The following is a 26,157-nucleotide window of genomic DNA, read 5'->3' on the forward strand; positions in this document are numbered from 1 at the left end:
ATCGCCGCCCTGCCGCGAGGGCAGCATCACCGCCGAGATCAACCGCGAGAACCCGAGCACCATCACCAGTACCGGTAGAACGCGGTCCTGACCAGGTCCGACCGGGATCCTCGCATCCGGGAACCACAGATCGCACTGCGCGATCTTCCCCGGTTCATACGAGATCCGATCGGCCGGATCCACGCCCTGAAACTCCGGCCGGATCTCCCGCAGCCGATCCTTGAGCGTGGTCAACGAATACGGCCAACCGATCCGCTGCGCGATCACCGTCGCCGGCATCGTCGGCCACTGCGACAGCAACACCCGGATCTGCGGCTCGAACGCATCGACCACCGAGCCGACCCGTGCCCTCTTATACTTCGGTGGCCGATCCGACGCTAACGCCGCCCGAACCGTGTTCCTCGCGATGCCCAGCTGCCGAGCGACCTCCGCCTTCGGCAGCCCTTCCGAATAGTGCAACCGGCGGATCTCCGCCCAGTCCTCCACAGTGATCACCCCTCAACAGGTAACCGGGCTGCTCAACTTTCGCCCGTCGATCACTGCTCAGTATTCAGCCGTCGTCGACACCAATGACCGGCCCCGACGGAAAGCCGATCCTAGGCGGCAACGGCAAGCCCCTAATGGCGAAGATATTCGCTCGACCCGACGGCGGATTTAGCGTCGAGCAAGCCACCAACACCGGGATCGATATCTCCAGAATCTCGGCTACCAACGGTTACGAAGGCACTCAGCACCTGTCGAACGGCGCTGTGGAGGACAAGAGTCTCGACACCTTCCTCGGCATCCTCGACGTCGTCGGCGTCGCCGCCGCTGCACCCGGCGCAGGACGCGCACTCGGAGGACTACTCCGAGTAGGCGGAGAGCAGATCGCATCCAAGACCCTCAAGGAGGGCGGCGAGAAGGCCGCGGTAGCCGCCCTCCGCACAACCACTGACGAAGCCAGCGGAATCGCAGCCAGGCAGGCTCTAACCAGCGCGGACAGGCAAGCGATTCTCGACTACACTGGTAATAAGCATTATCAGGCTGGGGCGAGGACGAACGCGGCGCCACAGCGGAGCTCCGGCCGCCGGCCGGCATGACCCTCGACGCAGTGCGCAAGGCAGTCCCGGGCCTCCGGCAGGCGCTGCGGGCACCCGATCTCGAGGTCACGAGCCGGGGAGTCTGGCCCGTGCTCCACCTGAACACGCGCAAGCTCGTTCGGTCCTACCCGGCTCAGAACCCGCTGTCTGCCGACCGGATGTACCTCCCGCGCACGGAGGCCGAGCGGTACGCCTGCGCCTCGGAGGTGCGGCTGTTCCTGGGGGTCACGGAGGACGGCGAGGTGATCGCTCCCAAGCTGGCTACCCGAAGCCACGCAGCGATCTACGGCATGACCAACTCGGGCAAGTCGACCCTCATGTCGGTCATCGCTCGGAGCCTCGCCGCCCAGGGATGCGAGGTCTGGCTGGCCGACGGCAAGGGCACCCCTGAATTCCGCCAGCTGTACCTCGATCGCGTTCCCGGCATCACCCACCTCAGTGTCGCCACGCCGGCCACCATGCACGCGACGGTGCACAAGCTCCTGGAGCTGTACCGATTCCGCCGCGACCTCGGCGACGAGCTCGTTCAGCGCGGGGTGACCGACATCCGCTGGACCCGCGTGGTCCTGATCTGGGACGAGATGGGCGCCTTCCTCAACAGCGCGCTCTCCGACGGCGCGGACCCGGTCGCGCGGAAGAACGCCGAGTACACCGTGAACTGGTTGGCGGAGGTCGCCGCGAAGAGCCGCGCATACGGGGTGCATCTCCTGGTCGCGGGTCAGCACGTCTACTCGGCGGCGCTGCCCTCGAAGCTGCGGGAGAACCTGAGCATCCGCGTGGTGCTCGGCCGCGCGAGCGACGTGCACATCCAGCGCCTGTTCGAGGAGGACGTGCGCGACGCGGCGAAGGCCGCCCGCGAGGGTATCGAGCCGGGCATGCGCGGCCGGGGGATCGTCCAGGCCGACGACGGCGGTGTCGTGCAGATGCAGGCGTTCTACAACGACGCCGCGGCGTCGGCGGCGCTAGATCGTGCGATGGCCGGTACCCCGCGCCTCACGCGGTGGGGTCACCTGTTCCCGGTCGAGCCCGACGCAGCTGGGGGGGCAGGGCGCATGGCAGCAGTGGGGTGGCTGGGAAGGCGACGCCAAGCACGAGCTCGCCGGCACCGTCGAGGACCTCGGAACCGTCGAGCTCGACAGACGCAGCACCGCGACCGGCGAGCTCGAACCTGATCCGGCGAGGGCGACCTGGGACATCGCGAGCCGCGACTACCGACCCGGATCGCCGCCGCGCTCCAAGGCCTTCAAGCACATCAACTGACTCAAGGAGACCCCATGTACGAGATGAACCTCAAGATGAACCCGAGCGAGGCCAACAAGGCAGCCGCCGCCGATCTCGCCGGTCCCGCCGTGAAGCGACTGTTCGATGCGATGGGTGCAGCAGCTGCTCCGCTCTACGCGCTCACGCAGTCCGAGACTCCGCCGACCCCGCAGCAGCTCGTCGAAGCTATCGCCTCGCTGCGCGGCGCCGCGGACGCGATCCGGAAGCTCGAGTACGCGGTGCTCGGCGTGGCAGTGCTCGGCGGCGCCGCGGTGACCACGACCGCCCGCAAGGTCGGCGTGAGGCCGACCACCCTGAGCGAGAACCTGGCACCGACCCGCGCGGTGGGCCGTGGGCGGCCCATGTCGCAGCTCCCCGACGGCACGTGGGTGAACGCATGAGCGCCCTGCGGTCCGCTGACCAGCGCATTTCCGTCACCCGTGCGAGCCAGTCACGGTCGGGACACGCTCTCACCCACGGTGCGGACACGCCGTCAGTCACGGTGCGGACATGCCGTCTCACGGTCTGGACACGCGCGCAGTCACGGCCGGGACACATCGAAGGAGGTGCGTAATGACCAGGTTCGTGACCAAGGATCCGGCAGCGGCGGCCGCCGCCACCGACGCGCTGCGCGGCGCGGCCAGCCAGCTCCGCGCGACGATCACCATCGCGGCGCAGAAGCTGGAGGGGCACCCGGAAGATCCGTTCACCGCGGACGACGCCCTCGCGGGTCTCGAACGCTGGGTCCGGGGCGAAAAGGGACGCCGGCGGCGGATCGCACACACGCTCCTGTTGCTGCACGAGGCCGGCGTCTCCGAGCGCGCGCTGGCCGACCGGATCGGTCTGGGGCGCCACGCCGTCGCACAGATGATCGCCGATGCACGCGTCGAACGCGAGGCAAACGCATGATCACCCCCGCGCTACAAGCGCCTTCCGCCGTGACCGGTCCGGCCGACCCCGCTGAGGGTGGGGGTATGTGTTTCCAGACCCGCGACCTGCAAGTTTACCCCGGCTTCGAGGGTGTGGACGAGCCGAAACGCAACCCGGGTTCCGCTACAACCCGCGCTACAAGGACCGCCACAACACCCGCTACGAGCGCCGTGGCCGTCGATCAGCCGGAGTGGTCGGCGGGAACCGCCACCGTGGCCGTCGATCAACCGGACCGGCCGGTGGCGCCGTTTCCGCAGGTCAAGGTACATGACGAGGAGAAGTACATGACGTCCGCCGACAAGGCACTGGATCCCATGCGTGAAGTCCGCGCCATCCTCTGGACCTTGCTGGTCGCGGCCACCCTCGCCAGCGTCGCCGCCAACATCGCGCACGCCCTGGTCACCCATGGACTCACCCTCGCGGCGGTCGGCCCGGTGCTGTTCGCGATGCTGGCACCCGTCGCTCTGCTCGGCCTCTTCCACCTCATGGCCGCATGGACCCGAGCAGCTGCGGACCGGAGCGCGGTGTTCTGGTTCTTCCTTGGGGCGATCGTGCTGCTGGCCGGCGCGGCGTTCCGACTCAGCTTCGCGGCGATCAGGGACCTCGCGATCGGCTACGGGTACGGATGGGCGGACGCCGCACTGTTCCCGCTGATCCTGGATGGCCTGATCGCGGTCTGCACCGTGGGACTGGTGGCCGCGACGCGGCCGCGACGCAAGGCGAAGGCCGTCCGCCCTACCCTCCCGCAGCGCGTGCGTGCATGGTGGCGAAGCGCCCCCGCCGACGCGGAGCAGCCGGTGCAGGCGGTGCAGACCCCGGTGCACCACGTCGAGGACGCAGATGCACTGACGTACCCCGACACCCTCACGTGGCTCGCCCCGGTGCATCAGCCCGTCCAGCCCGCCGTGGAGCAGGCGGTGCACCAGTCCACGGAGACTGCACCTGAGCCCGTGGAGCAGGCCGGTGCACCGACGGTGACCAGCGACAACGAGGTGGTGCACCGGCCTGGTGCACTGGTGCACCAGGAGGTTGAGACCGAAGCGGTGCACACCGAGGAGCGTCACCTCGTCGCGGTGCAGTCGCAGCCGGTGCGCCAGCGCACCACCGAGTCGGAGCAGGTGCCGGTGGTGCAGCCGGTGCATCGCGAGCAGGCCGAGGTGGTGGTGCAGGCCGGCGCATCCGAGCTGCCGGTCGAAACGATTGCTGCGGTGTACGCACGCCTCGACGCCGGCCACTCGCAGACCGCGATCGACCGCGCGAAGGTCGCGAACAAGCGCACTGTCGCCAAGCTCATCGCGGCCCGCGCCGAGCTCGCCGCGGAGGTGTCCGGCCCGCCCTCGCCTAGACCGCTTCGCTCACCGCCCACCCCACCGACACCGACCCCGTCCAGAAAGGACATCCCGTGAAGTACACGTTCATCGGCACCGCCACCCTCGCCGCGGTCGCTCTCACCCTCACCGCGTGCGGCACGACCGCCGGCGAGCCCGTCGCCGCGCGGAGCAGCTCCCCGACCGCCCCGAGCAGCACCGCGCCCGCCAACGCCGACCAGGCGGATGCGGGCCGGGCCGCTGCGGCCCGCCTCGGCCTGCCGTACCTCGGCACCGATGTCGGCACCGTGGAGGGCGCCGCGAAGGACGGCAAGCCCTACGTCTTCGGCACGGGCCGCGGGTGCGCCTGGGTCCGGCTGTCGCCGGACGGCGCCCTCTACGCGCTGCACGACAACGGCACCGGCTCCTCCCGCCTGACTCGCGATCGTGGCACCGAGGCCGCGTGGCGAGCCGACCCGGACTACGAGCCGGGCCGCTGCACCCCGGCCGAGGGAATTCCCACCGTGGATGACCCGAGCGCACCGGAGCCCTTCCGCTGGACCGCCGACTACGGGAACACCTACGTGCGCTGGCACGGCCAGGTCTACATCCTTCCCGGCACCGTCGGCGTCGGTCTCGCCCTCACTCCGATCGCCGGCGAGACCATCCCCGGCGTCAACGGCGTCCCCATCCCGCCGCCCGCCACCATCCCGAACTGATCCCGATCAAGGAGAACAGCCATGAATATCTTCGCCCGCCCCCTCGTCCGCACCGGCCTGATCGCCGCGCTGGCGCTCGTCATCGGCGTGCTGCTCGCGCTCACCTTCACCCCGCAGCGCTCGGCCGGGGTGCCCCCGCCGGCCACCCTTGAGCAGCGCAGCGTCGACAGTGTCTGCAGCCAGGTGATCACGGGGTTCGGCGGCGAGGTCTGGGCCACCCCGCTGGGCGAGAGCCAGCTCCGTCGCGTTGATCGCGACCAGCTCGGCGTGACCGGTTGCCGCACCGACCCGAGCCGCTGACCGACGGTGAGCCCGGCCGATCCCAGGATCAAGCGATAGCGAAGGCCGAACGCGTTCCTGGGGAGTTCATCGCTGCCGAGCCGCGCTTCCGCACACCAGGACTTACCTGGACCGTGATAACGAGAGCCTTGGATGGCGCGGCACATCCTGGCCTACGAGGACGGAGAGTTTTCGGCTCGCGGTGAGCCGAAGTCAGCTCGCCCGGTTGGCCGAACAGGTCAGTCGCGCTGCTGGCGCACGTGACGTCTTCGCAGACGCTAGTAGCGACTTGTTCCGGTGCGCCTGGCAGACTCGTCCTTTCAGTGCGGGTACGTAGCAGGGCGACCTTGGAACGACAGAATGCTCGGGTTCACGATGTTTCCGTTGCGGATCTCGATGGCGCGGCGGATTGTCTCGTGGCTTTCGTAGGTGTCTGGGCCGGCCATGACCGTGTCTATGAAGGGGAGGAGAGCTTCGCTGTTCTCCCAGGTTGCGGATTTCCAGAGGTATGACGGGCTGTGGTCGACCGCGTAGTACGCGATGCGGTCGCCGACCTCGAACATCGGCGATTCGAAGCTCGTCGGACGAGCCCAGCTAAATCCCATGGCGAGGTCGCAGGAGACGTCGACGATGAGGGTGCCTGGTTGGAAGGCGCTGAGGTCAGATTCGTTCAGGTACACGAGGGGGTGGTTTGCGTCCTGGAGGGTGCAATTGACGATGATGTCGCGCTCGGCGAGGAACGGGGCGAGTGGAAGTCGGCCACGATCGGTTATTACATGGCTTAGGTAGGGAGTCTGGTCGTCGTGGTCGAACTGTGTGATCTGAACTGAGTGGATGGGAGATCCGACGGCGGCAACTGAGCGGTTTGTGAGCACGTGTACGTCGTGCACGCCGTGGGCGTTGAGCGCGGTCACCGCGCCCCGCGCTGTCGCCCCGAACCCGATCACGACGGCGGTGAGGCGCCGACCGTAGTCTCCGGTGGATCCCGTCAGTTGCAAGGCGTGCAGTACGGAGCAGTAGCCAGCGAGCTCGTTGTTCTTGTGGAAGACGTGCACGCCCATGCTGCCGTCGAGTGCCCAGTGGTTCATGGCTTCGAACGCGATGAGTGTGAGGCTGCGGTCGATGGCGATCTGCGTGATGACTGGATCTTGCACGCAGTGGGGCCAGCCCCAAAGTGTCGCGCCTTCGTGGAGGGTTGCGACGTCGCTGTGCTGGGGCTTCGGGAGTATTACTACGTCGGATTCAGCGATCAGTGTCTGACGGTCGCTGAACCCTCCGACGATCGGCGCGAGGTATGCGTCGGAGACGCCGAAGCGTTCGCCGTAGCCACGCTCGAGTGTAGTGCGGGCACGTATCTCGGGTGCGATTCGCGCCAGGTGGGCGGGGTGGACGGGCAAGCGGTACTCGCTCTCCTTCGCCGACGTTCCGACGATACCCAAGGTCGAGGATGCACGAACAGCTGTCACTTCCGCTTCAGTTCCGCGTGGTCACTGAACGCACGGTCTGCTTTCGCACGCTTGTCGGCGCGTTTCTGCTTGATCGACTTGTCGGAGGTCTTGGACATGTGTTGCCGGGGCGACTTATCACTCATGGTCTCGTCCTTTGAAGAAGGTGCTGCGGGGTGGTCGGGCCAGTGCGATGACAGGGCGATGGGAGTCGACGACCTGGTGCAGGAACGAACTGGTCGGTAGTGGGACGCTGTGGTTGTTGCAGATCTGTTCGATGGCCTTCTTCGCTTCGTCGAGCCGGCGACTGGGCAACGTCGGGAAGAGGTGATGTTCGATTTGGTGGCTGAGGTGCCCAGTAAGGAACCCGAGGATGGGGCCTGCTCGAAAGTCGCTGGACCCTGCCATCTGCCGTGCGTACCATGCGCCGCGCGTCTCGCTGCGGGCGGCTGATGAGGTGAAGCGGGCGGCGTCGCTGGGGATGTGACCGCACATGATCACGATGTAGGCCCAGATGTTCCGAAGGACGTTGGCGGTGGCGTTTGCGGTGAGCGTGCGTCGCCACCGTGTCGTGCTCAGAAGCGGGTACCAGAGGTAGTCTTTCGTGCACTGGTTGCGAATCTTGCGGAGTAGTTTCCGTTTGGCCTCTGCTCTGAGTTCTGGGGTGGGGGCGCTGTCGCGTGCTGCGTAGTAGCCCTGCAGTGCGATGCCCCATTCGAAGAGCACCGCTAGCAGTGCGGCGCGGGCCGGCTGGGCAAGGTCGAGTGGCCGCCAGGGACGGTCAGTGGTTACGTGCATCACGCCGAATCCGAGGTCGTCGTCGACGCCTGCGATGTTGGTGTTGACGTGATGCAGGTAGTTGTGTGAGTGACGCCAGTGCTGCGACACCGACACCATGTCCCATTCCCACGTTGTGGAGTGGATTTCCGGATCGTTCATCCAGTCCCATTGCCCATGCATCACGTTGTGGCCGATCTCCATGTTCTCGATGATCTTGGCCAGCGCGAGCCCGGCGGTGCCGAGTAGCCACCCGACTCGTGTCCGCGTCATACCGATTGTGATCCGCGCGATAACGTCGAGCGCTCGCTGCGCGGCGATCACTCGGTGGATGTAGGTAGCGTCTCGGGTACCTAGTGAGTGGGCCAATACTCGGTGCAGGTTGTCGAGTTCAGAACCGAGGCGCTCGACATCGTCGGCCTGCAAACCAAACAGGTCGCGGGATGCTCTCGGTCGAAGTTGTGTGCTCATCTGCGTCATCTGTTGCTCCCAGACATTTCCTTGCCACGAGCGGTCGCCCACGTCGTAGCATCGGTTCGCGCAATGACTCCCGGTACCTGGCCTGGGCCGGATCAGGGCCTTGCGTGGTTTCGCCTAGTCGAGAAGGTCCTCGCCTGCTCGGCGGCTGGGAGGGCTCGCCGGGCTTGATTCCCAGGGGCTCAGGTGCCACCGTAGAGACGAGTATGCGTGCCGGGAGCGAGTGTTGATGATCAGGTCGTTCTCGAGTTCGGCTAAGGCGTTGAGGAACAGGGTGCTCAGCGTTCTGATCGCTGAAGCGGTGGCAGGGTCGACGTTGTCTAGGTCGAGCGCGCTGGCGATCTGGGTGTTGAATTTCCTTGTCACTGGTGGCAGGTCGGCGCGGTACGTCATGGGGTGCGGTGCGGCTTGTCGGCTTCGACGAGGACGTCGGACAGGGTGCCGCCGGATTCGACCGAGTGCAGGACCTTCCGCCAGATCGCGCTGATCTCGCTGCGCGGAACATCCGTCGCCAGCAGGATCACCGGGTGTGTGTCACTGTCGACGACCTCGGTCCGCGAGTGACGTGCACGCCTCACCGTGCGACGTGCGAGGACGTCGCCGCGCACGTCTGGTTGCTTGTTGTCGGCGGCTGGGTAGAAGAGTAGGTCCCACTCGGCGAGGAGGTCTCCGAGCACGAACCGTGCGTCTTGTTCCTGGATGCCGGCGACGATGCTCTCTGCAGGAGCGGTATGCCCGGGCCGGGAGCGACGATAGTCACGCATATGCCCGTAGAGGCGGCTTCGTGGAAGCTCTTCAAGTGCGTGGGAGTGGGGAGTACTGCGAGTAGTGGGCATCTCGGCCACCTGACTGACCATACGGTGGTCGTCGTCTCACCGGAGACGCTGAACAGAAACCTGTCAGATATGGATCCGGCTATCCCCTACTGTACGCCCTCGCCACAGCCAAGAGAGGTCCTGCGAGACCGAGACCGCACAGGAGCGATGCACGCTATCGACGAGCTCCGCTGTGTTGCGGCACGATAGAGCCCGTGAGTAGTTCAGGTGGTCGGGAGCGCGATCGCGACTCCGATGGACGGGCACGAAATGCCCGCCCACGCGATCGTCTCGGTCGTCCCCTCCCCATCGGGCGCGTCGGGATCGACCGTGTACCCGACGACTTGGACCTTCCGCCGGAGGTTGCGTTGTGCTGGGCGCAAGACTCGCTGAACCGCGGGTACGCCTTCACCGCGCACGAGGTCCTCGAGAGTGCGTGGAAGAGCCGCCCAGGCGAGGAGAGCCAGCTCTGGCAAGGGCTCGCGCAACTCGCGGTCGGCATCACCCATGTACAGCGGCGTAATCCGAAGGGAGCGATCGTCTTGCTCGAACGTGCGGCAGTTCGGATCGGGCACAGCCGCAGCGCCGCCCCTCACCGCATCGACTCGACCGGCCTTGTCCGATACGCCGAGGAGCTCATGGATCTGCTGCGGCGCGAGGTGGAGCCGACGCCAGGTCGGCTAGTCCCTCGCCTCACTCACGCACAAGCCGGAGAGGCAACCGGCGAACCGCGCTCCAACGGGCACTGAATCCTGTTCGTCGGACGAACGATAAGACTCGCCGGTGCCCGACATGTCGATCACAGGCGTACGCTTAAGAGGAGTTGATTTCCCACCGGGATCCGCTTGGTGCTCTCGACTTGCTCAGCGGAATTCTGTTCCGGATCGGAGCGTCCTCATGACGCATCCACTTCACCTATTGCCCCTCGAATCGGCGCGGTTCGAACTGAAACCGCTCGGATCGATCGTCGGCGCGGTCGACGGCGTCTGGTGGCCGCGATCACGCAACCTGCGCGACGAGCTGCTGCAGGTCTACCCTCTCCTCCGCGATCGGGTCTGCCATCTCGAGAGAGTGTGTTACCGCTACTCGAACTGGGACTCAGTCCCTCGCAAGGTATCGATCGACGGCGACATCGTTCGGCTAGACGGCTACACCACCCAGGAACTCGACACAGTCCGGTTCGTCGGCATCCGAACGTCATTGGTATTTGCTCTGATCCCTCCCGGCACCGAGCCCGAGGTCGCGGAGCTGGCATCCATGCTCGCGATGACCGGCGCGGTGACCCAATCCGCGCACGCACTCAACGAGGAAGCCGCCGACACCACTGCCAGGATTCATCAACGTCAGGTCGCTGAACGCGTGTGGGACGACGAGGGCGGTCACGCCCCACCGCCTTCCCGAACCGCCATGCGGCCCGCTGAGGTGACGCCATGAACGCCCCACTGCGCATGTCTATGGATCCCATCACGACGTACCGCAACCTCGATGGCTCCGTCGAACGGTGGTGGTCCGCCCGCACGCTCACGCACCGGCAAGTCACCATCGAGACCACGATCAAGACCCTCAACAACAGTGCTGGCGAGATCTCTGCCGCTGACGTCGAGCTACTGGTCACCGACCAGAAGTCACCGCGCCGAATCGGGATCCCAGTGGCGGTACTCGACAGCGTCATCGCTGCCCTGACCACCGCGCGGGACGACGCGCGGACCGTCATGTCCACGGACGCGGGCACCGAGTGAGTTCACGCGCTCACCCCGGGCCCGAGGCTCTGCGCCGGCTCCTCGATCGGGGGCCAGCTCGGGACGGAGTCCCGACGCCGATACCGGGCCGAGTGCTCCTGCCGCCCCGCTCCTCGCTCGCCCGCGGGATCGATGGAGTGTGGTGGCCTCGCAGCCGTGACCTCCAGACAGAGCTCCCCACCGTCCTCCCATCCGTCGGCTTGAAACTGCAGACCCTCGAGTGCATCCACTTCAGCCCTGCGGACTGGACCACCCGAGTCCGACAGCTTCCAGCACGCGACGGCACCGTCATCGAGACCCGTCACCTCGTCACCGCGGGCCTGGTGGTCTTCACCGGCCCCCGGGTCGCGGTGATCTACGCACTCATCGCTCCCGACGCCTCGACATCGACAGCAGAAGAGATCGCCGCGCGTCACCTCCCCGCTTGAGCGCGCCCACTTCATTACACCTCACTAGAAGATGAAGCGGTGTCGTCAATGCCCATCGGATCCCACCGACAGTCGACGCTCACACCGGCGTTGAACTCTCCTCACGCGAAGCATCGGTTGGACACCGGCACCGAGCGCGTGCGCCTGGACCTCGACGAAGAGCTAACAGCGGGCCTGTGGTGGCCCCGCTCGACCGACTACGCCGCTGAGATCCACGACCTCGCATACAGCTGCGGGCTGGCACTCGGACAGCGCGTCGAGCGAATCACATTCGCATGGAACCACGAGACCATCGAGCGCCTTCGGACGATGAGACTCAGTGGCCTCCTGCTCGGCGACCCAGGGGATGGTCAGCCGCGTGAGGAGATGCACGTGTACGTGGACGGCGGGCACATAGTTCGGCTCACCGTTGTGCCACCGGCAGCCCACGGTGTCGGCAGCCACGCCGCGACGGGGTCAGAGTGACCACACTTCATGCGCTATGGGCCGTCGCAGACGAAACTGGCCCCCGCCGATAGGCGGAGGCCAGTTCCCCGGTAGGCCGAAGATCAGCCGTTAGGGGTAGAGCTTCGTTCCCTGCTCACCGCGAAGGAAGAAGTCGTCTACGGAGCGTCGCACCTTGCCCCACCAGGTGGTGGGCTCACCGCGATCAGCGCCGCCATCGGTCACGGCAGGACCTGGACCGCGACCGCCTGCGGCCCTCGGTCACCCGCCTCCGTGTCGTAGGAGACGCGGTTGTTCTCCTCGAGGTTGCGGAAGCCCCCGTTGGCCACGATGCCCGTGAAGTGGACGAACAGGTCCTTGCCACCGTCGTCGGGGGTGATGAAGCCGAATCCCTTGTCGCTGTTGAACCATTTGACAGTACCTTGAGCCATGGAGATCTCCTGAGAAAGTGAATTGGCAGGGCGAACGATTTCGCGCCTGGGCCTGCGGAGTTCTACGAAGTCGAAGTACTGACATACAGGATTTCGATGACTACCTGCCGCGTGAAGTTCTCGCGAGCGTATCACCAAGAAAGTCAACCGGTTTCACAGTAGCACACATCGCTATGCCGAGGACGGTGGGGCTCAGAAGTAGGCTCCATTCATAGGCGCTCAATCCCGGGCAACCTCCGCCACCCGCGCTCCTCGTTCATCCGCTCAATCCCTGCTTCGAGTTCGCGCCGCTGGATCGCCACACGGATGCGCGCCTTCTCCGCGTCGCTCACGATCGCGGAGTCGCTGCACGCGACACCCAGCCAGACCACGCCGCGTGGTCGCCCGGACCTATCAGGCGCACAGAGTTGCTCGCGGCGATGTCCCACCGCCCGCTGAACAAGTGCCGCTGGACATCGCCCGTCAGCATGCATCCGCTCGGCGGCAGCCTTCGCCCCCGGACCTCACGCGGAACATGGGGTTGTCGACCAAACAGACCCTCCAGAGGACATACCTGCCCAGGATTCGAGTCATTCACACGGCGTCGACCGGCGGCTGCGGTGTGGACTCGGGGTCTGCCTGCTCGACATCGGCTCCATCGGCCGGCCGCGCGAGCAGCGTCATCTCCGCGATGTTCGTGTCGAACGCAACAACGACGAACGGCGGCAGCGCATTGGTGTGACGCGTCTAGGCCTCGTGGCCGAGAATCGTGCCCTCCGGGTTGTGCACAGGGCAGAGCGCCTTGAACGCGGCGCCGGCTTCGACGGCGGACTCTAGGTTCGATAGCCGAAGGTTCGCCTTGACATCTGCCTACTTGGACTCGTAGCCGTGGGAGTCGTTGACTGCGCCACGCCCCACGCGGATCGCCCGCGGTGGTAGCGCCGACGACCCTCTGCGCTGGGTCGGGTGGACGCGCCGCAACCCAGCGCCATCACCCCGGCGATGACGATCTCGGCCACGAGCAGCGACGCCGACATGGACCAGCTTCTGCTCGGGTTCACGAGGCACAAGAGCGGCGACCTCGATGCGCTGCGTACCGCTGCCGTCACCCTCCGCGACACGCTGCGGCAGGTCCACCTCGCCTCTGCCGACCCGAGCCGCTGGACCCGACCGTCCGGGTGCGGCATCCGCCACCGCGGTGGTGTCGCGCCCCGATCGTCGCGTCAGCGGAACGGCGTCAGGTCTCATGGCTAAGCAGTGCGGCAGTATCCGTGAGCGCAGCACCCGGCGTGTGCACATAGGTGCGCATCGCCAGCACGCCACCATCGGCATGCCCGAGCCACGCAGCGATCATCGGCACCGGCGCACCCCGCAGAGCCAGCAACGAAGCAGCCGTGTGCCTCGACGCATGCAGCCGGCGGTGCGGCAGGTTGGCGTCCTCCAAACTCTTCTTCCACCACGCGTTCAAGGTTCTCGGCGAGAGCGGCGCTCCGAGGTCCAGCGCGAACAAGTACGGATCGTCGCCGCCCTCCCACCGCTCCCCGAGTCTTCCGCGGTTGGCCTGCATGTCCGCGTGCGCACGGCAGAGAATAGGCAGGAGGTGCGGAGGGATCGGGAGTGTGCGCGACGAGGAGGCGGTCTTTGCGTCGTCCTGCTCGATGACGCGCCCCGTGACCGCGACCCGGGTGGCGGCGACCGTGAACGTGGGATTCTCCGAAGAAAGGTCGACAGCGCTCCAGCGCAGCCCGCTGAGTTCCCCGCGGCGGAGCCCGAGCAATGCCAGGTGCACGAACGGTTCACGTCGTCGGGCGTAACTGTCCACGCCGTCGCTGTGCGCCTTGATCAGCAGCTCCACCTCAGCCTCCGAGAGGCTGTCATCGACCTTCATCGCGGGCTCACCACTCGGCTTGCGCAGCGGCTCCACCAATGCCACGACGTTCCGCGCGACGACTCCCTCCGCATGCAGGTCGGCCCAGACCCTCCGCCACCGAGCGAGCATCGGATTGATCGAGGTGCGCCTCCACAATCCGCGGTCGCCCGCGCCGGTGCGGAGATCGGTGACGAGTCGCTCGACATCCGCCTTCGAGAGCTTCTGCACCTTCGTGTTGCCGTACGCGGCGACCACGGGTGCCAAGGAGAACTTGTACGCGGCGGCCGTGCTGGGCTTCGTGCGCACCTCCTTCGCAGCGAGCCAGGCTTCGACCGCCTCGCTCACCGTCAGGTCGCTGGGCGCAGTGTGGGTTCCGGCCGCGAGCTCCGCCGTCGTCTTCGCGTGCCACGCTTTCGCCTCGTCGAGCGACCGGAACCGCTTCCGGTGCTGGAGTCGCTTCCCACCGGGAAGAGTGGCGTTGATCCGCGCCTCGTATCGGGATCCACGCGGACCGTCGATGCGCGTGATGTAGCTGGGTAGTCGAGCCATGTGTACATCCCATCGGTGATTTCTATGATCACCAGCCAGCCGGGACGACACGCCGAAACTAGCGCCGAGAATTCCTTCGGCGATAGTGGCAAGGAGTGGCAAGTTTCGAAGGTCCCGATGCCGTGTCAGCACCGGGACCCTGCTTTACCTGCGGAAGCGGAGGGATTTGAACCCCCGGTGGTTTCACCCACGCTCGCTTTCAAGGCGAGTGCATTCGGCCGCTCTGCCACGCTTCCCTGCGCCGTACGATACCGGACCCGCCGGCGCACGATCGCTCAGAGACGCTCGATGATCGTTCCGTTCGCCATGCCGTTGCCCTCGCACATCGTCTGCAGGCCGTAGCGGCCGCCGGTGGCCTCCAGGTGATTGACCAGCGTCGTCAGCAGGCGGGTACCTGAGCCGCCGAGCGGGTGGCCCAGCGCGATGGCGCCGCCACGCGGGTTCAGGCGCGCAGGGTCGACGTCGAACTCAGCGGCCCAGGCCATCGGCACGGAGGCGAAGGCCTCGTTCACCTCGAAGGCGTCGATGTCGTCGATCCGCAGACCGGCGCGGGCGAGCACCTTGTGCGTCGCGGGGATCGGTCCGCTGAGCATGACCTCGGGGTCGGAGCCGACCACGGAGAAGGCGTGGAACCGCGCCCGCGGCCGCAGGCCCAGGGCCGCGGCCTTGTCCGCGCTCATGATCAGCGCGGCGGAGGCACCGTCGGTGAGCGGCGACGAGTTGCCGGGCGTGATCGACCAGTCGATCTCCGGGTACTGCTCCGCGAACCGGGGATCGGCGAAGGCCGGCTTCAGCCCGGCCAGGCTCTCGGCCGTCGTCGACGCCCGGACGGTCTCGTCGACGGTGTGCACGGCACCGTCGGGCAGCGCGACGGGGACGATCTCACTGTCGAAACCACCGTCGGCCTGGGTGCGCGCCGCCCGGCGGTGCGACTCGGCCGCGAAGGTGTCGAGCGCCTCACGGTCGAATTTGCCACGAGCGGCGAGCAGTTCGGCACCGATGCCCTGGTGCGGCAGGCTCGGGAAGCGCGCCGCGAGCGGCGCGAACGGCGCACCACCGACGGGACTGGTCCCCATGGGCACACGGCTCATCGACTCGACACCGCCGGCGATCACCACGTCGTAGGCGCCGGCGATCACGCCCTGCGCCGCGAAATGCGCTGCCTGTTGCGAGGATCCGCACTGACGGTCGATCGTGGTGCCGGGTGTCTCGATCGGCAGGCCCGCGGCGAGAGCCGAGACCCGGGCGATGTTCAGGGCCTGATCCCCCACTTGCTGAACGCATCCGCCGATGACGTCCTCCACGAGGGCGGGGTCGAGGTCGTTGCGCTCGATGAGGGCGGAGATGACGCCCGCGAACAGGTCGACGGGGTGTACGGGATGCAGTGCCCCGCCGGGCTTCCCCTTCCCGGACGGGGTGCGGACGATGTCGACGATGACGGCGTCGGTCATGGCTGTGTTCCTTACGATTCGGGGTGGCTGGTCAGCGCGGGGCCATGCGGATGGCGCCGTCGAGGCGAATGGTCTCGCCGTTGAGCATCGGGTTGCCCACGACGGCGGCGACGAGATCCGCGTACTCGGACGGGTCGCCGAGCCGCGCGGGGTGCGGCACCTGCGCGCCGAGCGAGGCGCGGGCCTCCTCCGGCAGAGTGCCCAGCAGCGGCGTGAGGAACAGGCCCGGCGCGATGGTGACGACACGGATCGCGACGGAAGCCAGGTCACGGGCGATCGGCAGGGTCATGCCCACGACGCCGCCCTTGGACGCGGAGTAGGCGGCCTGCCCGATCTGGCCGTCGAAGGCCGCGACCGACGCGGTGTTGACGATGACGCCTCGTTCCTCGCCGTCGAGATCGTTTCCGGCGATCGCGGTGGCGGCCAGGCGGATCACGTTGAACGTGCCGATCAGGTTGACCGAGATCACCTTCGAGAAGGCGTCCATTGGGAACGGGCCCTTCTTGCCGGTGGTCTTGATCGCGTTGCCGATGCCGGCGCAGTTCACGACGACCGCGAGCGTGCCCTCGTCGTTCGCGAGGTCGACCGCCGCCTGCACCGCGGCCTCGTCGGTGACGTCCGCGGGCACGAAGCGGACCGCGTCGCCGAGCGCGGTGAGCGCCGCGGTGTCCGCGGCCGGGAGGTCGACGGCGACCACCCGGGCGCCGCCCGCGACGAGCCGGGTGACCGTCGCGAGGCCCAGGCCCGATGCACCACCGGTCACGAGCGCGGTCTTGTTCTGCAGGTTCATCGAGCACGTCCTTCTGCGGTGTCACCAAGTGACAGAATGATCATTAACTTGTAACACATCGACGATGCCCCGGTCCAGCTCCGTCTCCGTTTCCGAGCCCGCATACGCGAACTCCACGCCACTCGCCGGCGGATGACCTCGCGCATATAGTTCACATATCAACTACTAAGCGCTAAACTTTAGAGGTCAGCCCCCGACCGAAAGCTGGGAACCATGTCGTTCGCCTCCCCCGCATCCCACCCCTACAGCCCCGCCGTCGCCACCGGCAACCTCGCGTTCGTCTCGGGCGCGCTCTCCGTCGACCCCGAGGGAAACGCGGTCGAGGGCCGCACCGAGGCCCTCGACGCGGCGATCGACCGCATGACGGAGCGGCTCGCGACCGTGGGCGGGCAGCTCTCGGACGTCGTGAAGCTCACGTACTACGTCACCGACCTGACCCTCCGCGACGATGCGAACGCCCAGTTCGAGCGGATCTTCGCCGAGCCCCGTCCCGCCCGGACCTTCCTCGCCGTCGCCGGACTGCCGTACGGCGCCTCCGTGGAGATCGACGCGATCGCCGCGCTGCCGCAGCGCCCCTGAGGCCCCGCGGCCCGGTCCGGAATCCTGCGGGATCGAGATGCTGGTATTGATATGGCATACACGCCGGACACAGGAGGCAGGGAATGGGACGAGCAGGATCGGGCCGTCGGGATCAACGTCCGGCCGACGCCGTCGACCAGGCGACGGAGCAATGGCACGAGACGTGGCCCGACCTCGACGTCTCTCCCCTCCAGGTGTTCGGCAGGCTGCACCGCTCGTACGTGCGGTACGCGGCCAGCCTCACCGACCTGTTCGCCCGGCATGACATCAACATCGCCTCGTTCGACGTCCTGACGGCGCTCCGCCGCTCGGGCGCGCCGTACCGGATGACCTCCCGCGATCTCGCAGAGTCGTCGCTGGTCAGTACCGGCGGCGTCACCCTGCGCGTCGACCGCCTCGAGGCGGCGGGCCTCGTCACCCGCGAGCGGGACGTCGACGACCGGCGGGTGGTCTACGTCCGCCTCACCGATGCGGGACTCGACAAGATCCACACGGTGGCCCGCGAACACTTCGCCAACGAGGCGGACATGCTCGCCGGACTCGAGGCCGACGAGCGAACCGAACTGGGGTCACTGCTCTCACGCCTGGAGACATCGATCGTCACCGCGAAGGCCCCCGGGCCCGATCCGGCCTGATCGCCCGCACGACGCCGAAACGGGCGGTGGCGCGGAACCGCACCACCGCCCGTTCACGTCCGGGTCTCAGCCGAGCAGCGCCTTGGCCTGCGCCTGCGCCTTCCCCTTGAACAACCTCCGCAGCCGGACGATGCCCAAGTCGTGCTGGTAGAGATTCTCCGCCGCGTCGGTGTCGGTCGCCATGCCCTCCAGCATCACGCGGTCCTGTTCGAGCACCACCCAGTGGTCGTCCTCGAGCTTGGTCCGGTACAGGAACCGCCACACGTCGCGCTCCCAGCCCTCCACCTTGCGGTAGCGCCAGAAGAAGACCGCCGTCCGGTTCTCGTCGATCGGGGTGCCCATCCCGACGATGCCGAACACACCGCCCGGTCCCGCGGACGCCGGGTAGGGGATCGACAGGTTCACCCAATCGCCCCCGGTGAAGCTGTACTCGACCCAGTCGAAGTTCTTGCCGATCTGGTCGGTCTTCTCGAAGAAGAAGCCGCGGTCGGTCTCGCGGATACGGAACCGGGCCGAGGACTCACCCTCGGACATCGAATGCGAATCGTTGTGCAAGTAGGCGCCGTGCATCGGGTCGAGCAGGTTCTCGAGAGTGAAGCGCCACGGCGCGTCCCACTCGGCGTAGCAGAGGAAGCTCGAGATCTCGGGATCCTCGAGGGGCTCGGGCAGCCCGAACTCCACGGGCTCGGAGTCCCGGGAGCCGGCGAAGAACGCCATGACCGCGCCGCCGATCTCACGGACCGGCAGGCTGGTGACCAGCTCCTGCCCCTCGAGCGGGCAGCCCGGCATGCCGGGGACGGCGACGACGGTGCCGCTGCCGTCCACCTGGACCCCGTGGTACTTGCACTGCACCCGGTCGCCCAGGTGCATGCCCTGCGACAGCGGTGCACCGCGATGCGGGCACCGGTCGGCGAGCATCCGGACGGTGCCGTCGGACAGGCGGAAGAGCAGCCAGTCCTGACCCCAGCGGGTGATCCGGCGCATGCCACCGGTCTCGACGAAGTCCGACGGGCAGATCGCGTACCACTGGTCGCGCAGACCCGTGGCCAGGATCCGCTCGGCGTCGAGCCCCTGCTGCTTGTAGTAGTTGGCCATCTCAGGCTCCCTTCACACTCATCTCGTGGGTGAACGTCTCGGTGGTCCACGGCTTACCGTCAGGGGCGTGGATGCCCACATCGTTGAGGCCCTCCACGAGGCCCCGCAGGTCGTGCGTCCCGGTCGCGAAGACCGCCCGGATCGCGTTGGCGAGCTTGTCGTCGTAGGGCGTCAGGGGACCGCGGCGGGTCTGGTTGGGGACCAGGTACGCGGGTTCGGCGGTGTGGGTTGTCATCGTCACTCCATCGGTTGGGCTGGGGCTGTTTCGCGGGTCAGATGTCGAGCACGAGCTCGTCGGACAGGGCGCGGGAGACGCAGAGCATCATGGTTTCGCCGGTCTCCTGTTCGTCGGCCGACAGGATCGAGTCGCGATGGTCGGGTTGGCCGCAGAGCACGCGCGTCTCGCAGCTCCCGCAGATGCCGTCCCGGCACGAGTTGGGCACGTCGATGCCCACGCCCTCGAGCGCGTCCATGATCGAGACGCCGGGGGCGACCGTCACCGCGATCTCCGAGCGCTCGGCGACCACTCGGAATTCGGTGTCCGAGGACGATTCCCCGGCCTCGCGCGGCACGGACTTGAACCGCTCGAGCTGGATGCATCCGCTCGGCCAGGCCGCACCGGTCTCCTCCACCGCTGCGAGCAGCGGCTCCGGGCCGCAGGCGTACACGAGAGTGTCCGGCCGTGCGGTGCCCATGATCGAGGGCAGGTCGAGGATGCCCTCGGCGTCCTGGGGCACGAGGTGCACACGGTCGCCGTACCCGGCGAGCTCGCCCAGGAACGACATCGAATCCAGGCTGCGCCCGCCGTAGTGCAGCTCCCAGCGCGCGCCACGGCGCTCGGCTTCGGCCACCATCGCCAGGATCGGCGTGATGCCGATGCCGCCGGCGAGGAACACGTACTCGGGCGAGTCGATCAGGTCGAAGTTGTTCCGCGGGCCCGCGGTCGGCAGGAGGTCACCCGGGCGCAGGCGCTCGTGGACGTAGCGCGATCCGCCGTGCCCGGCCTCCTCCTTGAGCACCGCGACCCGGTACCGGGTCTTGTCCGTGGGGTCGCCGCACAGCGAGTACTGCCGGATCAGGCCGGACCCGAGGTGCACGTCGATGTGGGCCCCCGGCGCCCACTCGGGCAACGACTCGCCCGCCGGGTGCTCGAGCACCAGCGAGACGACGTTGTCGGACTCCCAGCGCAACTGGCGGACGCGGAGCTGAAGGGCGTCAGCTACTGACATGGTCGTGATCCTTCGAGACGGTGAGTGTGAGCGGTGGCTGGCCGCGGCGACAATGTGACTTTGCTCTCAATAGTTTAGCGCTAAGTTATTAAGAAGGGAACACCTTCCGGAGAATCGGTCCCGTCCGGCGTCCCCGCGCTCAGGCGACGGTGCCGGGCACCGTCGTGGGAACGGACCAGGCGTCGTACCCGTAGACCCAGTCGCCGGAGCCCTCGGACTTGAGCCAATCGTTCCCCCGCGAACCGATCTGGATGCGCGCCGTGCGCGGGCGCCGCTCGGCCTCGTAGGCCCGGACGGCGTCCGCCGCCCGGGCATGGGCGGCGAGCATCCTGCTCAGCACCACCGCGTCCTCGATCGCCTGACCGGCGCCCTGCGCCATGAAGGGCATCATCGGATGGCATGCGTCGCCCAGTAGGACCGCGCGGCCCGCCGACCATTCGGCCAGTGGATCGCGCACGTACAGAGCGGATTTGAGGGTCTCGTCGCAGCCCTCGAGGAGGGCTCGGGCCTCCGGATGGAAGCCCTCGTACAGCGCACGCAGCTCGTCGACGCTGCCCGGCGTGGTCCACGACTCCTCGGTCCACTCCTCCTGCCCGACGGTGGCGAAGACGAAGATCTCCTCGCCGCGGGTCAGCGGGAAGGTGACGATCTGGGTCGATCGGTCCGGCCCCCACCATTTGGTGAACGAGTCGAGGTTCGGAACGCCCGTCAGGCGCGAGGCGGGGACCACGGAGCGGAAGGCGACCACGCCGGTGAAGGTCGGACGCTCCGCGCCGAACATCGCCGTCCGCACCCGCGAATGGATGCCGTCGGCGCCGATCACCAGGTCCGCTTCCTCCGCCGAGCCGTCCGCGAAACGGAGAACGGCACCGTCGGAGTCGGTTGCGCCCCCGGGATCGACCGACTCGATCCGGCTACCGAAGCGTACCGTCGCCGCGGGTAGGCGGTCCTCGAGCGCTGAGATCAGATCGCCGCGGTGGAGGGTGAGCTGCGGCGCACCGTAACGGATCTCCGCGTCCTCACCCATCGCGATCCGCGAGGTCTCCACGCCGGTGTCCCAGGTCCGGCTGATCCGGTACCGGGGGCGCGCGGCGTTCTCGCGCAGCCGTTCGCCCAGCCCGCCGCCGAGCCCGTCGCCGAGCCCGTCGAGGGCGCGCACGGCGTTCGGGGTGAGGTTGATGTCCGCGCCGACGCGGGCGAACCGCGAGGCCTGCTCGTGGACGACGACATCGATCCCCTGCGCACGCAGAGCGATCGCCGCGGTCAAGCCGCCGATGCCGCCGCCGACGACGGCGACGGTGCCCGCCCCCACCTCACGCCTCCTCGGCGTCGGGCACCGATACCGGCGGCGTGAACGGTGCCGGCATCTCCCCGTAGCTCGCCAGGTCGACCTCGACGATCACCGGGCGGCGCAGGTCGACGGCCTCACGCAGGATCGGGCCGGCCTGCTCGGACGTGGCGATGCACCGGTACTCGAGACCGAGCGCGGCGCTCAGCATCTCGAACGACGGTGTCGCCAAGTCCACCGCGTAGGTGCTCTGTCCGAGGCCCTGCTGCATGTTCCGCAGAACGCCGTAGCCGCGGTCGTTGAAGACCACCAGCACGAGCCAGGGCTGCTCCTGCGCCATCGTCATCAACTCGCCGAAGTGCACGGCCAGGCCCCCGTCACCGACCATGCCGACGGTGGGGCGGGTCTCGTCGGCGAGCGCCGCGCCGATCGCCATCCCGAGGCCCTGGCCGATACCGCCGCCGCGCGGGAAGATGTTCGAGCGCGGATCGTACATGGGCAGAAGGCGATTGCCCCACGAGCTGGAGGCGATGGTGACATCACGGGCGACCACGGCGTCCCGCGGGACGGACGCGCGGATCGCATCGGCGAGGAGCGCGTGCGGGCCGAGCCCGGCGCGCTGGCGCGCACGGACCTCGTCGCGGGTGCTGCGCGCGCGCTCCGTCCACGCGGGGTCCGCGGCTCCCAGGCCGGCGGCCGTCAGCGCGGTCAGCACGGCGGCCGCATCACCTACCACTCCGGTCGCAGGGTAGACGCGGCCGATCGCGGCCTCGTCGAGGTCGACCTGCACATGGACCGTCGGCACGGGCATCGCGTAGTCACCGGTCTCGTTGGAGCGGAAATGCGTTCCAATGCTGAGCAACACGTCAGCATCGGCGAGCAGCTCGCGGCCGAGCGGCGAGTTGCCGTAGTTGCCGATGCAGAGCTCGTGATCCTCAGGGACCGCGCCGCGCCCGGAGTTGCTGGTCAGTAGAGCCGCACCCCAGCTCTCGACGAGTCCGGCGAGCTCGGCGCCGGCCCGGGCCACGCCGCCACCCGCCCAGATGACCGGCCGGCGGGCGCCGCGCAGCGCCTCGACGGCCCCTGCGATCGCGGCGTCCGACGGTGCCGTGCCCGCCTCCGGCTCGGGCGCGGCGGCGGGCTCCACCACCTGCGCCGAGTACTGCAGGTCGATCGGCCACTCGATACTGACGGGGCCGCCCGGCCGCTCGAGCGCGCGCGCCACACCGGCCCGGAGCACCTTGCCCGCGCCGTCCGCGTCGACGATCGTCTCGGCGTGATGCGAGACCGCGGTCAGCATCCCCAGCTGATCCTTCGTCTCGTGGATGAAGCCGCGGCCGGAACCGAGGTACCGGCTCTCGATGTTGCCGGTCACGTGCAGCACCGACGTACCGGAGCTCAGCGACTCGATCAGCGCCCCGGCGGCGTTCCCCGCGCCGGTGCCGGTGCTGGTCAGCGCACAGCCCAGGCCGCCGGTCGCGCGGGCGTAGCCGTCCGCGGCGTTGACCGCCGAGGCCTCGTGCCGGACCGGCACGAACCGCAGGTCCCGGCTGACGGCCTGGACCAGCGGCTGGTTGTGGACGCTGACCACGCCGAAGACCGTGTCGACGCCGGCCTCTCGAAGCACCTGCACCAGCAGGTCGCCACCGTTGCTCTTCATGGTTCTCTTCTCCTCAGACATAGCGGGCGACGCCTCCGTCGACCTCGACGGTGGTTCCGGTCACATAGGCAGCGACCGGGGACAGCAGTAGGGCGATGACGGGAGCCACCTCGTGCGCGTGGCCGAAGCGGCCGAGGCCGATGCCCCGGTCCGCGGCGATGTCGGCCTCCCAGGCGGCGAAGCTCCGGGCGTCGCTGCTCTCCTCGTACCGGCGGCGCCACTGCCCGGTGTCCACCAGGCCGAGCGCCACCGAGTTCACCCGGATGCCGTCGGACGCGAACTCCAGCGACATCGACTTGCTCAGGTTGAGCAGTCCCGCGCGGGCGGCGCTCGTGGTGACCAGCCTCGGCTCCGGCTGCCGGGCGAGCACCGCGTTGATGTTGACGATCGACGCCGACGACGACGCCTTGAGCAGGGGCAGCGCAGCCTCGACCGGGTTCAGCACGCCGGCGAACTTGAGATCGAGTTCGTCGCGCCAGTCGTCCATCGTCACCTGGTCACGGGGCTTCATCCGGGATCCGCCCGCGTTGTTCACCAGCCCGTCGAGGCCGCCGAACCGGTCGGCGGCACCGTCGATCACGGCCCGGACCTCGGCGCCGTCGCGCACGTCGCACGCCGCCGTGAACAGCTGGTCGCGCCCCGGGGCACCGTCGAAGACGGCGTCCAGGCGCCCGAGGTCCCGGGCGCAGGTGGCGACGTTCGCGCCCTCGGCCAGAAGGAGCCGGACGGTGGCGTGCCCGATCCCGGAGCTGCCCCCGGTGACCAGGTAGGTACGTCCTTGCAGTTGAAGATCCACGGTCGGTCCTTGATCGTGTCGATGGGTCGGATCAGTGGAAGACGAAGCCGCCGTCGACGACGAGCTCCTGCCCCGTGATGTACGAGGCCTCATCGCCGAGCAGGAACGCGACGGCCCCCACCAGGTCGGCGGGCTGCTGGTCGCGCGTGAGTGCGCGGTTCGCCCGGTACAGGTCGTGCCGGTGCGCGGGCACCATGGCGGCCGATTCGGACTCGGTCAGGCCGGGCGAGACCGTGTTGACGGTGATCCCGTGCGGACCGAGGTCGCGAGCCATCGCCCGTGTCAGTGCTGCGACGCCGCCCTTGGAGGTGACGTAGTGGCACAGCCGGCCGGAACCGTAGAGCGCCGCGTCCGAGCCGATGGTGACGATCCGGCCGCCGGCCTCGAGCATCGCGGGGATCACTGCACGACTGACCAGGAAGGTCCCGCGCAGGTTCACCCCGAGCACCCGGTCCCATTCCGCGACCGCGAGCTCGTGCACCGCCTTGCCGCCGACGCCGTCGGCGAGGGCCGCGTTGTTGACCAGGCCGTACAGCGGGCCGTCCGCGGAGACCACGGCCGCCATCGCGGCGACGGATTCCTCGTCCCGCAGGTCCACCTCGAGGAACCGGGCGTCCGCACCGTCGGTCCGCAGCGCCTCGGCCGCGGCTTCGCCCCAGTCCGCACGGACATCGGCGAGCCACAGCCGGGCGCCGGCCTCCGCGAGGCGGTGGGCGATCGCGAGGCCGAGGCCGCGCCCCGCGCCGGTGACCAGGACGGTCCGCCCGGCGAGGGAGCCTCGTTCGGTTGCCTTGTCCGCCATCAGTTCCGGCTGACCCCGTGCATGACCGAGGTCTCCGGGTAGGTCGGGATCTGCGGCTTCTGCGTGCCGATGATGACGCAGAACAGGGCGTCGGTGTCGCCGATGTTCTTGAGGCTGCGCGGCACGCCGGCGGGTACCACGATCATGTCGCGGTAGCCGAGCACGCGCTTGACGACCTCGCCGTCGCGGTGCACGCCGACCTCGACCTCGCCCTCGAGGACGAAGAACGCCTCCTCCACGTCGTGGTGGGTGTGCTCGGGGCCCTCGCCGCCGGGGGGCAGCAGCATGTTCGAGAAGGTGAAGCCGCGGGAGGCGATGCTGCGGCCGTCACCGTCGTGGTTGCCGGTGGCGCCGGAGCCGACGTAGCGGATCTGGGCGCGGCGGAACTGCGGTCCGGCCTGCTCCTGGAAGGAGAGGGTGTCCCAGTCCTCGTAGCGGCTGGCCTTGGTGAGGATGAGTGAATCGGCGTACTCCGCGAGATCGTTCTCGAGGTAGTCCTGGGGGGCTGCGGGCGAGTGCGACATGTTCTTTCTCCTGTGTCTGTTGGGGTGGTGGTCAACGGGTGAGCAGTAGCTCGGTGATCTGCACGAACGACTCGGTCCAGGCGTTGAACGCCTCGGGCTGTTCCTGATTCGCGAGATGCCCGGCACCGCGGACGGTCACGAACACACCGTCGGGGATGCCGCCGGCCAGCGCCTGGCTGGCATCCCGGCCGGTGATCCGGTCCTCGTCGCCGCACAGGACCAGAGTGGGTGTCGCGACCCCGGCGAGGGCCTCGGTGTGATCGGTGGCCGCCATCGACTCGGCCGCGTAGCCGTAGCCGGGCAACCGGATCGACGCCGCCATCAGGTCGGCTGCCGCACTCACGGCGTCGTCGTCGGCACCGGGGGCGAGCAGCCGGGGCGCGCGCGCCGCGGCGAACGCCGGGGCGCCGTGCGCACCGAGCTCGTCCGCCCGAGCGCGCATCGCGGCCGCCGACTCGGGCGACGTGCCCGATCCGACTGTGGAATCGCCGAGGATCAGGCTGCGCACCAGGTCCGGGTGCCGCAACGCCAGCCGGACGGCGATCACGCCGCCCCAGGACATACCGAGCACGTGCGCCCCGTCGGCGCACCGGCTCCGGATCACGTCGGCCGCCGCGTCGGCGTAGTCGTCGAGGTCGAGCGGCTCCGCGGGGTCGTCGCTACGGGCGTATCCCGGTGCGTCCCACGCCAACAGGTGCAGCCCGCCGATCCCCGCGAACTGGCCCGCGAAGGTCTCGGACGAGCCCCCGATCCCGTGCAACATGAGCAGCGCGGGCCCGG

32 protein-coding genes, 1 tRNA gene and 1 pseudogene are annotated in these 26,157 nt (G+C 68.3%); 15 read left to right on the plus strand and 19 right to left on the minus strand.

All coding sequences use genetic code 11. The features are described from left to right. Nucleotides 1–495, minus strand: a pseudogene (locus AXK61_RS08345) (IS21 family transposase); the annotation flags it as partial. Nucleotides 496–569: 74 nt separating this feature from the next. Here AXK61_RS08345 and AXK61_RS24885 point away from each other — a divergent pair. From AXK61_RS24885 to AXK61_RS08375, 7 genes are all read left to right on the plus strand, one after another. Further along, nucleotides 570–1,079, plus strand: a complete 510-nt coding sequence (locus tag AXK61_RS24885; protein ID WP_156485614.1) for a hypothetical protein — start codon at nt 570–572, stop codon at nt 1,077–1,079. Nucleotides 1,080–1,090: 11 nt separating this feature from the next. Further along, nucleotides 1,091–2,251 (plus strand): ATP-binding protein, encoded by a 1,161-nt coding sequence (locus AXK61_RS08350; RefSeq protein WP_197466777.1) that lies wholly within the window; start codon nt 1,091–1,093, stop codon nt 2,249–2,251. Nucleotides 2,252–2,353: 102 nt separating this feature from the next. Next, entirely contained in the window at nt 2,354–2,740 is a 387-nt protein-coding gene (locus AXK61_RS08355) for a hypothetical protein (RefSeq protein WP_068570309.1), read from the plus strand. Between the two features lie 172 nt (nt 2,741–2,912). After that, on the plus strand, nt 2,913–3,248 hold the full coding sequence (locus AXK61_RS08360; RefSeq protein ID WP_068570308.1) for a chromosome partitioning protein: 336 nt from the start codon (nt 2,913–2,915) through the stop codon (nt 3,246–3,248). 191 nt (nt 3,249–3,439) lie between these two features. Then, a complete protein-coding gene (locus AXK61_RS08365) occupies nt 3,440–4,675 on the plus strand; it encodes a DUF2637 domain-containing protein (protein WP_068570307.1) in 1,236 nt (411 codons plus the stop codon). Beyond that, complete coding sequence (locus AXK61_RS08370) at nt 4,672–5,295, plus strand: hypothetical protein (protein ID WP_068570306.1); 624 nt, start codon at nt 4,672–4,674, stop codon at nt 5,293–5,295. Before AXK61_RS08365 ends, AXK61_RS08370 begins: the two co-directional genes overlap by 4 nt. A gap of 21 nt (nt 5,296–5,316) precedes the next feature. Then, complete coding sequence (locus AXK61_RS08375) at nt 5,317–5,595, plus strand: hypothetical protein (protein WP_068570305.1); 279 nt, start codon at nt 5,317–5,319, stop codon at nt 5,593–5,595. A 299-nt stretch (nt 5,596–5,894) separates the two neighbouring features. Here the strand turns inward: AXK61_RS08375 and AXK61_RS08380 are convergent, their stop codons facing one another. The 4 genes from AXK61_RS08380 to AXK61_RS08395 form a co-directional block, all read right to left on the minus strand. Further along, nucleotides 5,895–7,013, minus strand: coding sequence for a N(5)-(carboxyethyl)ornithine synthase (locus AXK61_RS08380; protein WP_231855482.1), 1,119 nt, complete (start codon nt 7,011–7,013; stop codon nt 5,895–5,897). A gap of 23 nt (nt 7,014–7,036) precedes the next feature. Continuing rightward, nucleotides 7,037–7,165, minus strand: coding sequence for a hypothetical protein (locus tag AXK61_RS25880; RefSeq protein WP_269451157.1), 129 nt, complete (start codon nt 7,163–7,165; stop codon nt 7,037–7,039). Continuing rightward, nucleotides 7,158–8,276 carry a fatty acid desaturase family protein gene (locus tag AXK61_RS08385; protein WP_231855483.1) on the minus strand — a complete coding sequence of 373 codons (1,119 nt, stop codon included), beginning with the start codon at nt 8,274–8,276 and terminating at the stop codon, nt 7,158–7,160. The genes AXK61_RS25880 and AXK61_RS08385 overlap by 8 nt, the downstream gene beginning before the upstream one ends. A 386-nt stretch (nt 8,277–8,662) precedes the next feature. Continuing rightward, the gene (locus AXK61_RS08395) at nt 8,663–9,109 is read right to left on the minus strand and encodes a hypothetical protein (protein ID WP_068570320.1); all 447 of its coding nucleotides are present in this window, start codon (nt 9,107–9,109) and stop codon (nt 8,663–8,665) included. Between the two features lie 194 nt (nt 9,110–9,303). On the opposite strand from AXK61_RS08395, the gene AXK61_RS24305 reads away from it, so the two are divergent. From AXK61_RS24305 to AXK61_RS08420, 5 genes are all read left to right on the plus strand, one after another. After that, nucleotides 9,304–9,837 carry a DUF309 domain-containing protein gene (locus AXK61_RS24305; RefSeq protein WP_082777865.1) on the plus strand — a complete coding sequence of 178 codons (534 nt, stop codon included), beginning with the start codon at nt 9,304–9,306 and terminating at the stop codon, nt 9,835–9,837. Nucleotides 9,838–9,985: 148 nt separating this feature from the next. Next, complete coding sequence (locus tag AXK61_RS08405; protein ID WP_139057787.1) at nt 9,986–10,522, plus strand: DUF5994 family protein; 537 nt, start codon at nt 9,986–9,988, stop codon at nt 10,520–10,522. Next, nucleotides 10,519–10,827 carry a hypothetical protein gene (locus AXK61_RS08410; RefSeq protein WP_139057786.1) on the plus strand — a complete coding sequence of 103 codons (309 nt, stop codon included), beginning with the start codon at nt 10,519–10,521 and terminating at the stop codon, nt 10,825–10,827. The genes AXK61_RS08405 and AXK61_RS08410 overlap by 4 nt, the downstream gene beginning before the upstream one ends. Nucleotides 10,828–10,919: 92 nt before the next feature. Further along, nucleotides 10,920–11,255: a DUF5994 family protein gene (locus tag AXK61_RS08415; RefSeq protein ID WP_269451158.1), complete on the plus strand. Its 336-nt coding sequence runs from the start codon at nt 10,920–10,922 to the stop codon at nt 11,253–11,255. Nucleotides 11,256–11,372: 117 nt separating this feature from the next. Continuing rightward, nucleotides 11,373–11,720 carry a DUF5994 family protein gene (locus tag AXK61_RS08420; protein WP_068570299.1) on the plus strand — a complete coding sequence of 116 codons (348 nt, stop codon included), beginning with the start codon at nt 11,373–11,375 and terminating at the stop codon, nt 11,718–11,720. 200 nt (nt 11,721–11,920) lie between these two features. Here the strand turns inward: AXK61_RS08420 and AXK61_RS08425 are convergent, their stop codons facing one another. Then, nucleotides 11,921–12,130, minus strand: coding sequence for a cold-shock protein (locus tag AXK61_RS08425; RefSeq protein WP_068570298.1), 210 nt, complete (start codon nt 12,128–12,130; stop codon nt 11,921–11,923). 945 nt (nt 12,131–13,075) lie between these two features. Between AXK61_RS08425 and AXK61_RS08430 the strand changes: the two genes are divergently transcribed. Continuing rightward, nucleotides 13,076–13,363 carry a hypothetical protein gene (locus AXK61_RS08430; protein ID WP_068570297.1) on the plus strand — a complete coding sequence of 96 codons (288 nt, stop codon included), beginning with the start codon at nt 13,076–13,078 and terminating at the stop codon, nt 13,361–13,363. Here the strand turns inward: AXK61_RS08430 and AXK61_RS08435 are convergent. The 4 genes from AXK61_RS08435 to AXK61_RS08450 form a co-directional block, all read right to left on the minus strand. Beyond that, nucleotides 13,347–14,528, minus strand: a complete 1,182-nt coding sequence (locus AXK61_RS08435; protein ID WP_068570296.1) for a site-specific integrase — start codon at nt 14,526–14,528, stop codon at nt 13,347–13,349. The two genes, AXK61_RS08430 and AXK61_RS08435, sit on opposite strands and share 17 nt — an antisense overlap. Before the next feature lie 151 nt (nt 14,529–14,679). Then, a tRNA-Ser gene (locus tag AXK61_RS08440) sits at nt 14,680–14,764 on the minus strand. A 39-nt stretch (nt 14,765–14,803) separates the two neighbouring features. Next, entirely contained in the window at nt 14,804–15,979 is a 1,176-nt protein-coding gene (locus AXK61_RS08445; protein ID WP_068744776.1) for a thiolase family protein, read from the minus strand. Nucleotides 15,980–16,010: 31 nt separating this feature from the next. Next, the gene (locus tag AXK61_RS08450) at nt 16,011–16,769 is read right to left on the minus strand and encodes a 3-hydroxyacyl-CoA dehydrogenase (RefSeq protein WP_068744777.1); all 759 of its coding nucleotides are present in this window, start codon (nt 16,767–16,769) and stop codon (nt 16,011–16,013) included. A 213-nt stretch (nt 16,770–16,982) separates the two neighbouring features. Here AXK61_RS08450 and AXK61_RS08455 point away from each other — a divergent pair, with 213 nt between their 5' ends. Together AXK61_RS08455 and AXK61_RS08460 are read left to right on the plus strand one after the other, a co-directional pair. Then, entirely contained in the window at nt 16,983–17,348 is a 366-nt protein-coding gene (locus tag AXK61_RS08455) for a RidA family protein (RefSeq protein ID WP_068570293.1), read from the plus strand. Between the two features lie 83 nt (nt 17,349–17,431). Further along, a complete protein-coding gene (locus AXK61_RS08460; RefSeq protein WP_068744779.1) occupies nt 17,432–17,983 on the plus strand; it encodes a MarR family winged helix-turn-helix transcriptional regulator in 552 nt (183 codons plus the stop codon). Nucleotides 17,984–18,049: 66 nt separating this feature from the next. Here AXK61_RS08460 and AXK61_RS08465 read toward each other — a convergent pair whose 3' ends face one another. The 9 genes from AXK61_RS08465 to AXK61_RS08505 all read right to left on the minus strand — a co-directional run bounded on the left by AXK61_RS08465 (nt 18,050) and on the right by AXK61_RS08505 (nt 26,140). Further along, nucleotides 18,050–19,078, minus strand: a complete 1,029-nt coding sequence (locus AXK61_RS08465; protein ID WP_068744781.1) for a Rieske 2Fe-2S domain-containing protein — start codon at nt 19,076–19,078, stop codon at nt 18,050–18,052. Between the two features lies 1 nt (nt 19,079). Further along, nucleotides 19,080–19,313, minus strand: coding sequence for a recombinase-like helix-turn-helix domain-containing protein (locus AXK61_RS08470; protein WP_068744788.1), 234 nt, complete (start codon nt 19,311–19,313; stop codon nt 19,080–19,082). Between the two features lie 37 nt (nt 19,314–19,350). Further along, entirely contained in the window at nt 19,351–20,307 is a 957-nt protein-coding gene (locus AXK61_RS08475; protein ID WP_068744789.1) for a PDR/VanB family oxidoreductase, read from the minus strand. A gap of 139 nt (nt 20,308–20,446) precedes the next feature. After that, nucleotides 20,447–21,619 carry an FAD-dependent monooxygenase gene (locus AXK61_RS08480; RefSeq protein ID WP_068744791.1) on the minus strand — a complete coding sequence of 391 codons (1,173 nt, stop codon included), beginning with the start codon at nt 21,617–21,619 and terminating at the stop codon, nt 20,447–20,449. Between the two features lies 1 nt (nt 21,620). Beyond that, complete coding sequence (locus tag AXK61_RS08485) at nt 21,621–23,255, minus strand: thiamine pyrophosphate-binding protein (RefSeq protein ID WP_068570288.1); 1,635 nt, start codon at nt 23,253–23,255, stop codon at nt 21,621–21,623. A 13-nt stretch (nt 23,256–23,268) separates the two neighbouring features. Next, the gene (locus AXK61_RS08490; protein WP_068744793.1) at nt 23,269–24,051 is read right to left on the minus strand and encodes an SDR family oxidoreductase; all 783 of its coding nucleotides are present in this window, start codon (nt 24,049–24,051) and stop codon (nt 23,269–23,271) included. Between the two features lie 31 nt (nt 24,052–24,082). Next, on the minus strand, nt 24,083–24,853 hold the full coding sequence (locus AXK61_RS08495) for a 3-oxoacyl-ACP reductase family protein (RefSeq protein ID WP_068570286.1): 771 nt from the start codon (nt 24,851–24,853) through the stop codon (nt 24,083–24,085). Continuing rightward, nucleotides 24,853–25,377: a cupin domain-containing protein gene (locus AXK61_RS08500; RefSeq protein ID WP_068570285.1), complete on the minus strand. Its 525-nt coding sequence runs from the start codon at nt 25,375–25,377 to the stop codon at nt 24,853–24,855. Before AXK61_RS08500 ends, AXK61_RS08495 begins: the two co-directional genes overlap by 1 nt. Nucleotides 25,378–25,408: 31 nt before the next feature. Continuing rightward, complete coding sequence (locus AXK61_RS08505; protein ID WP_068570318.1) at nt 25,409–26,140, minus strand: alpha/beta fold hydrolase; 732 nt, start codon at nt 26,138–26,140, stop codon at nt 25,409–25,411. Nucleotides 26,141–26,157: the final 17 nt, after the last annotated feature.

This window comes from Tsukamurella pseudospumae (assembly GCF_001575205.1).
GTDB classification, from domain to species: domain Bacteria; phylum Actinomycetota; class Actinomycetes; order Mycobacteriales; family Mycobacteriaceae; genus Tsukamurella; species Tsukamurella pseudospumae.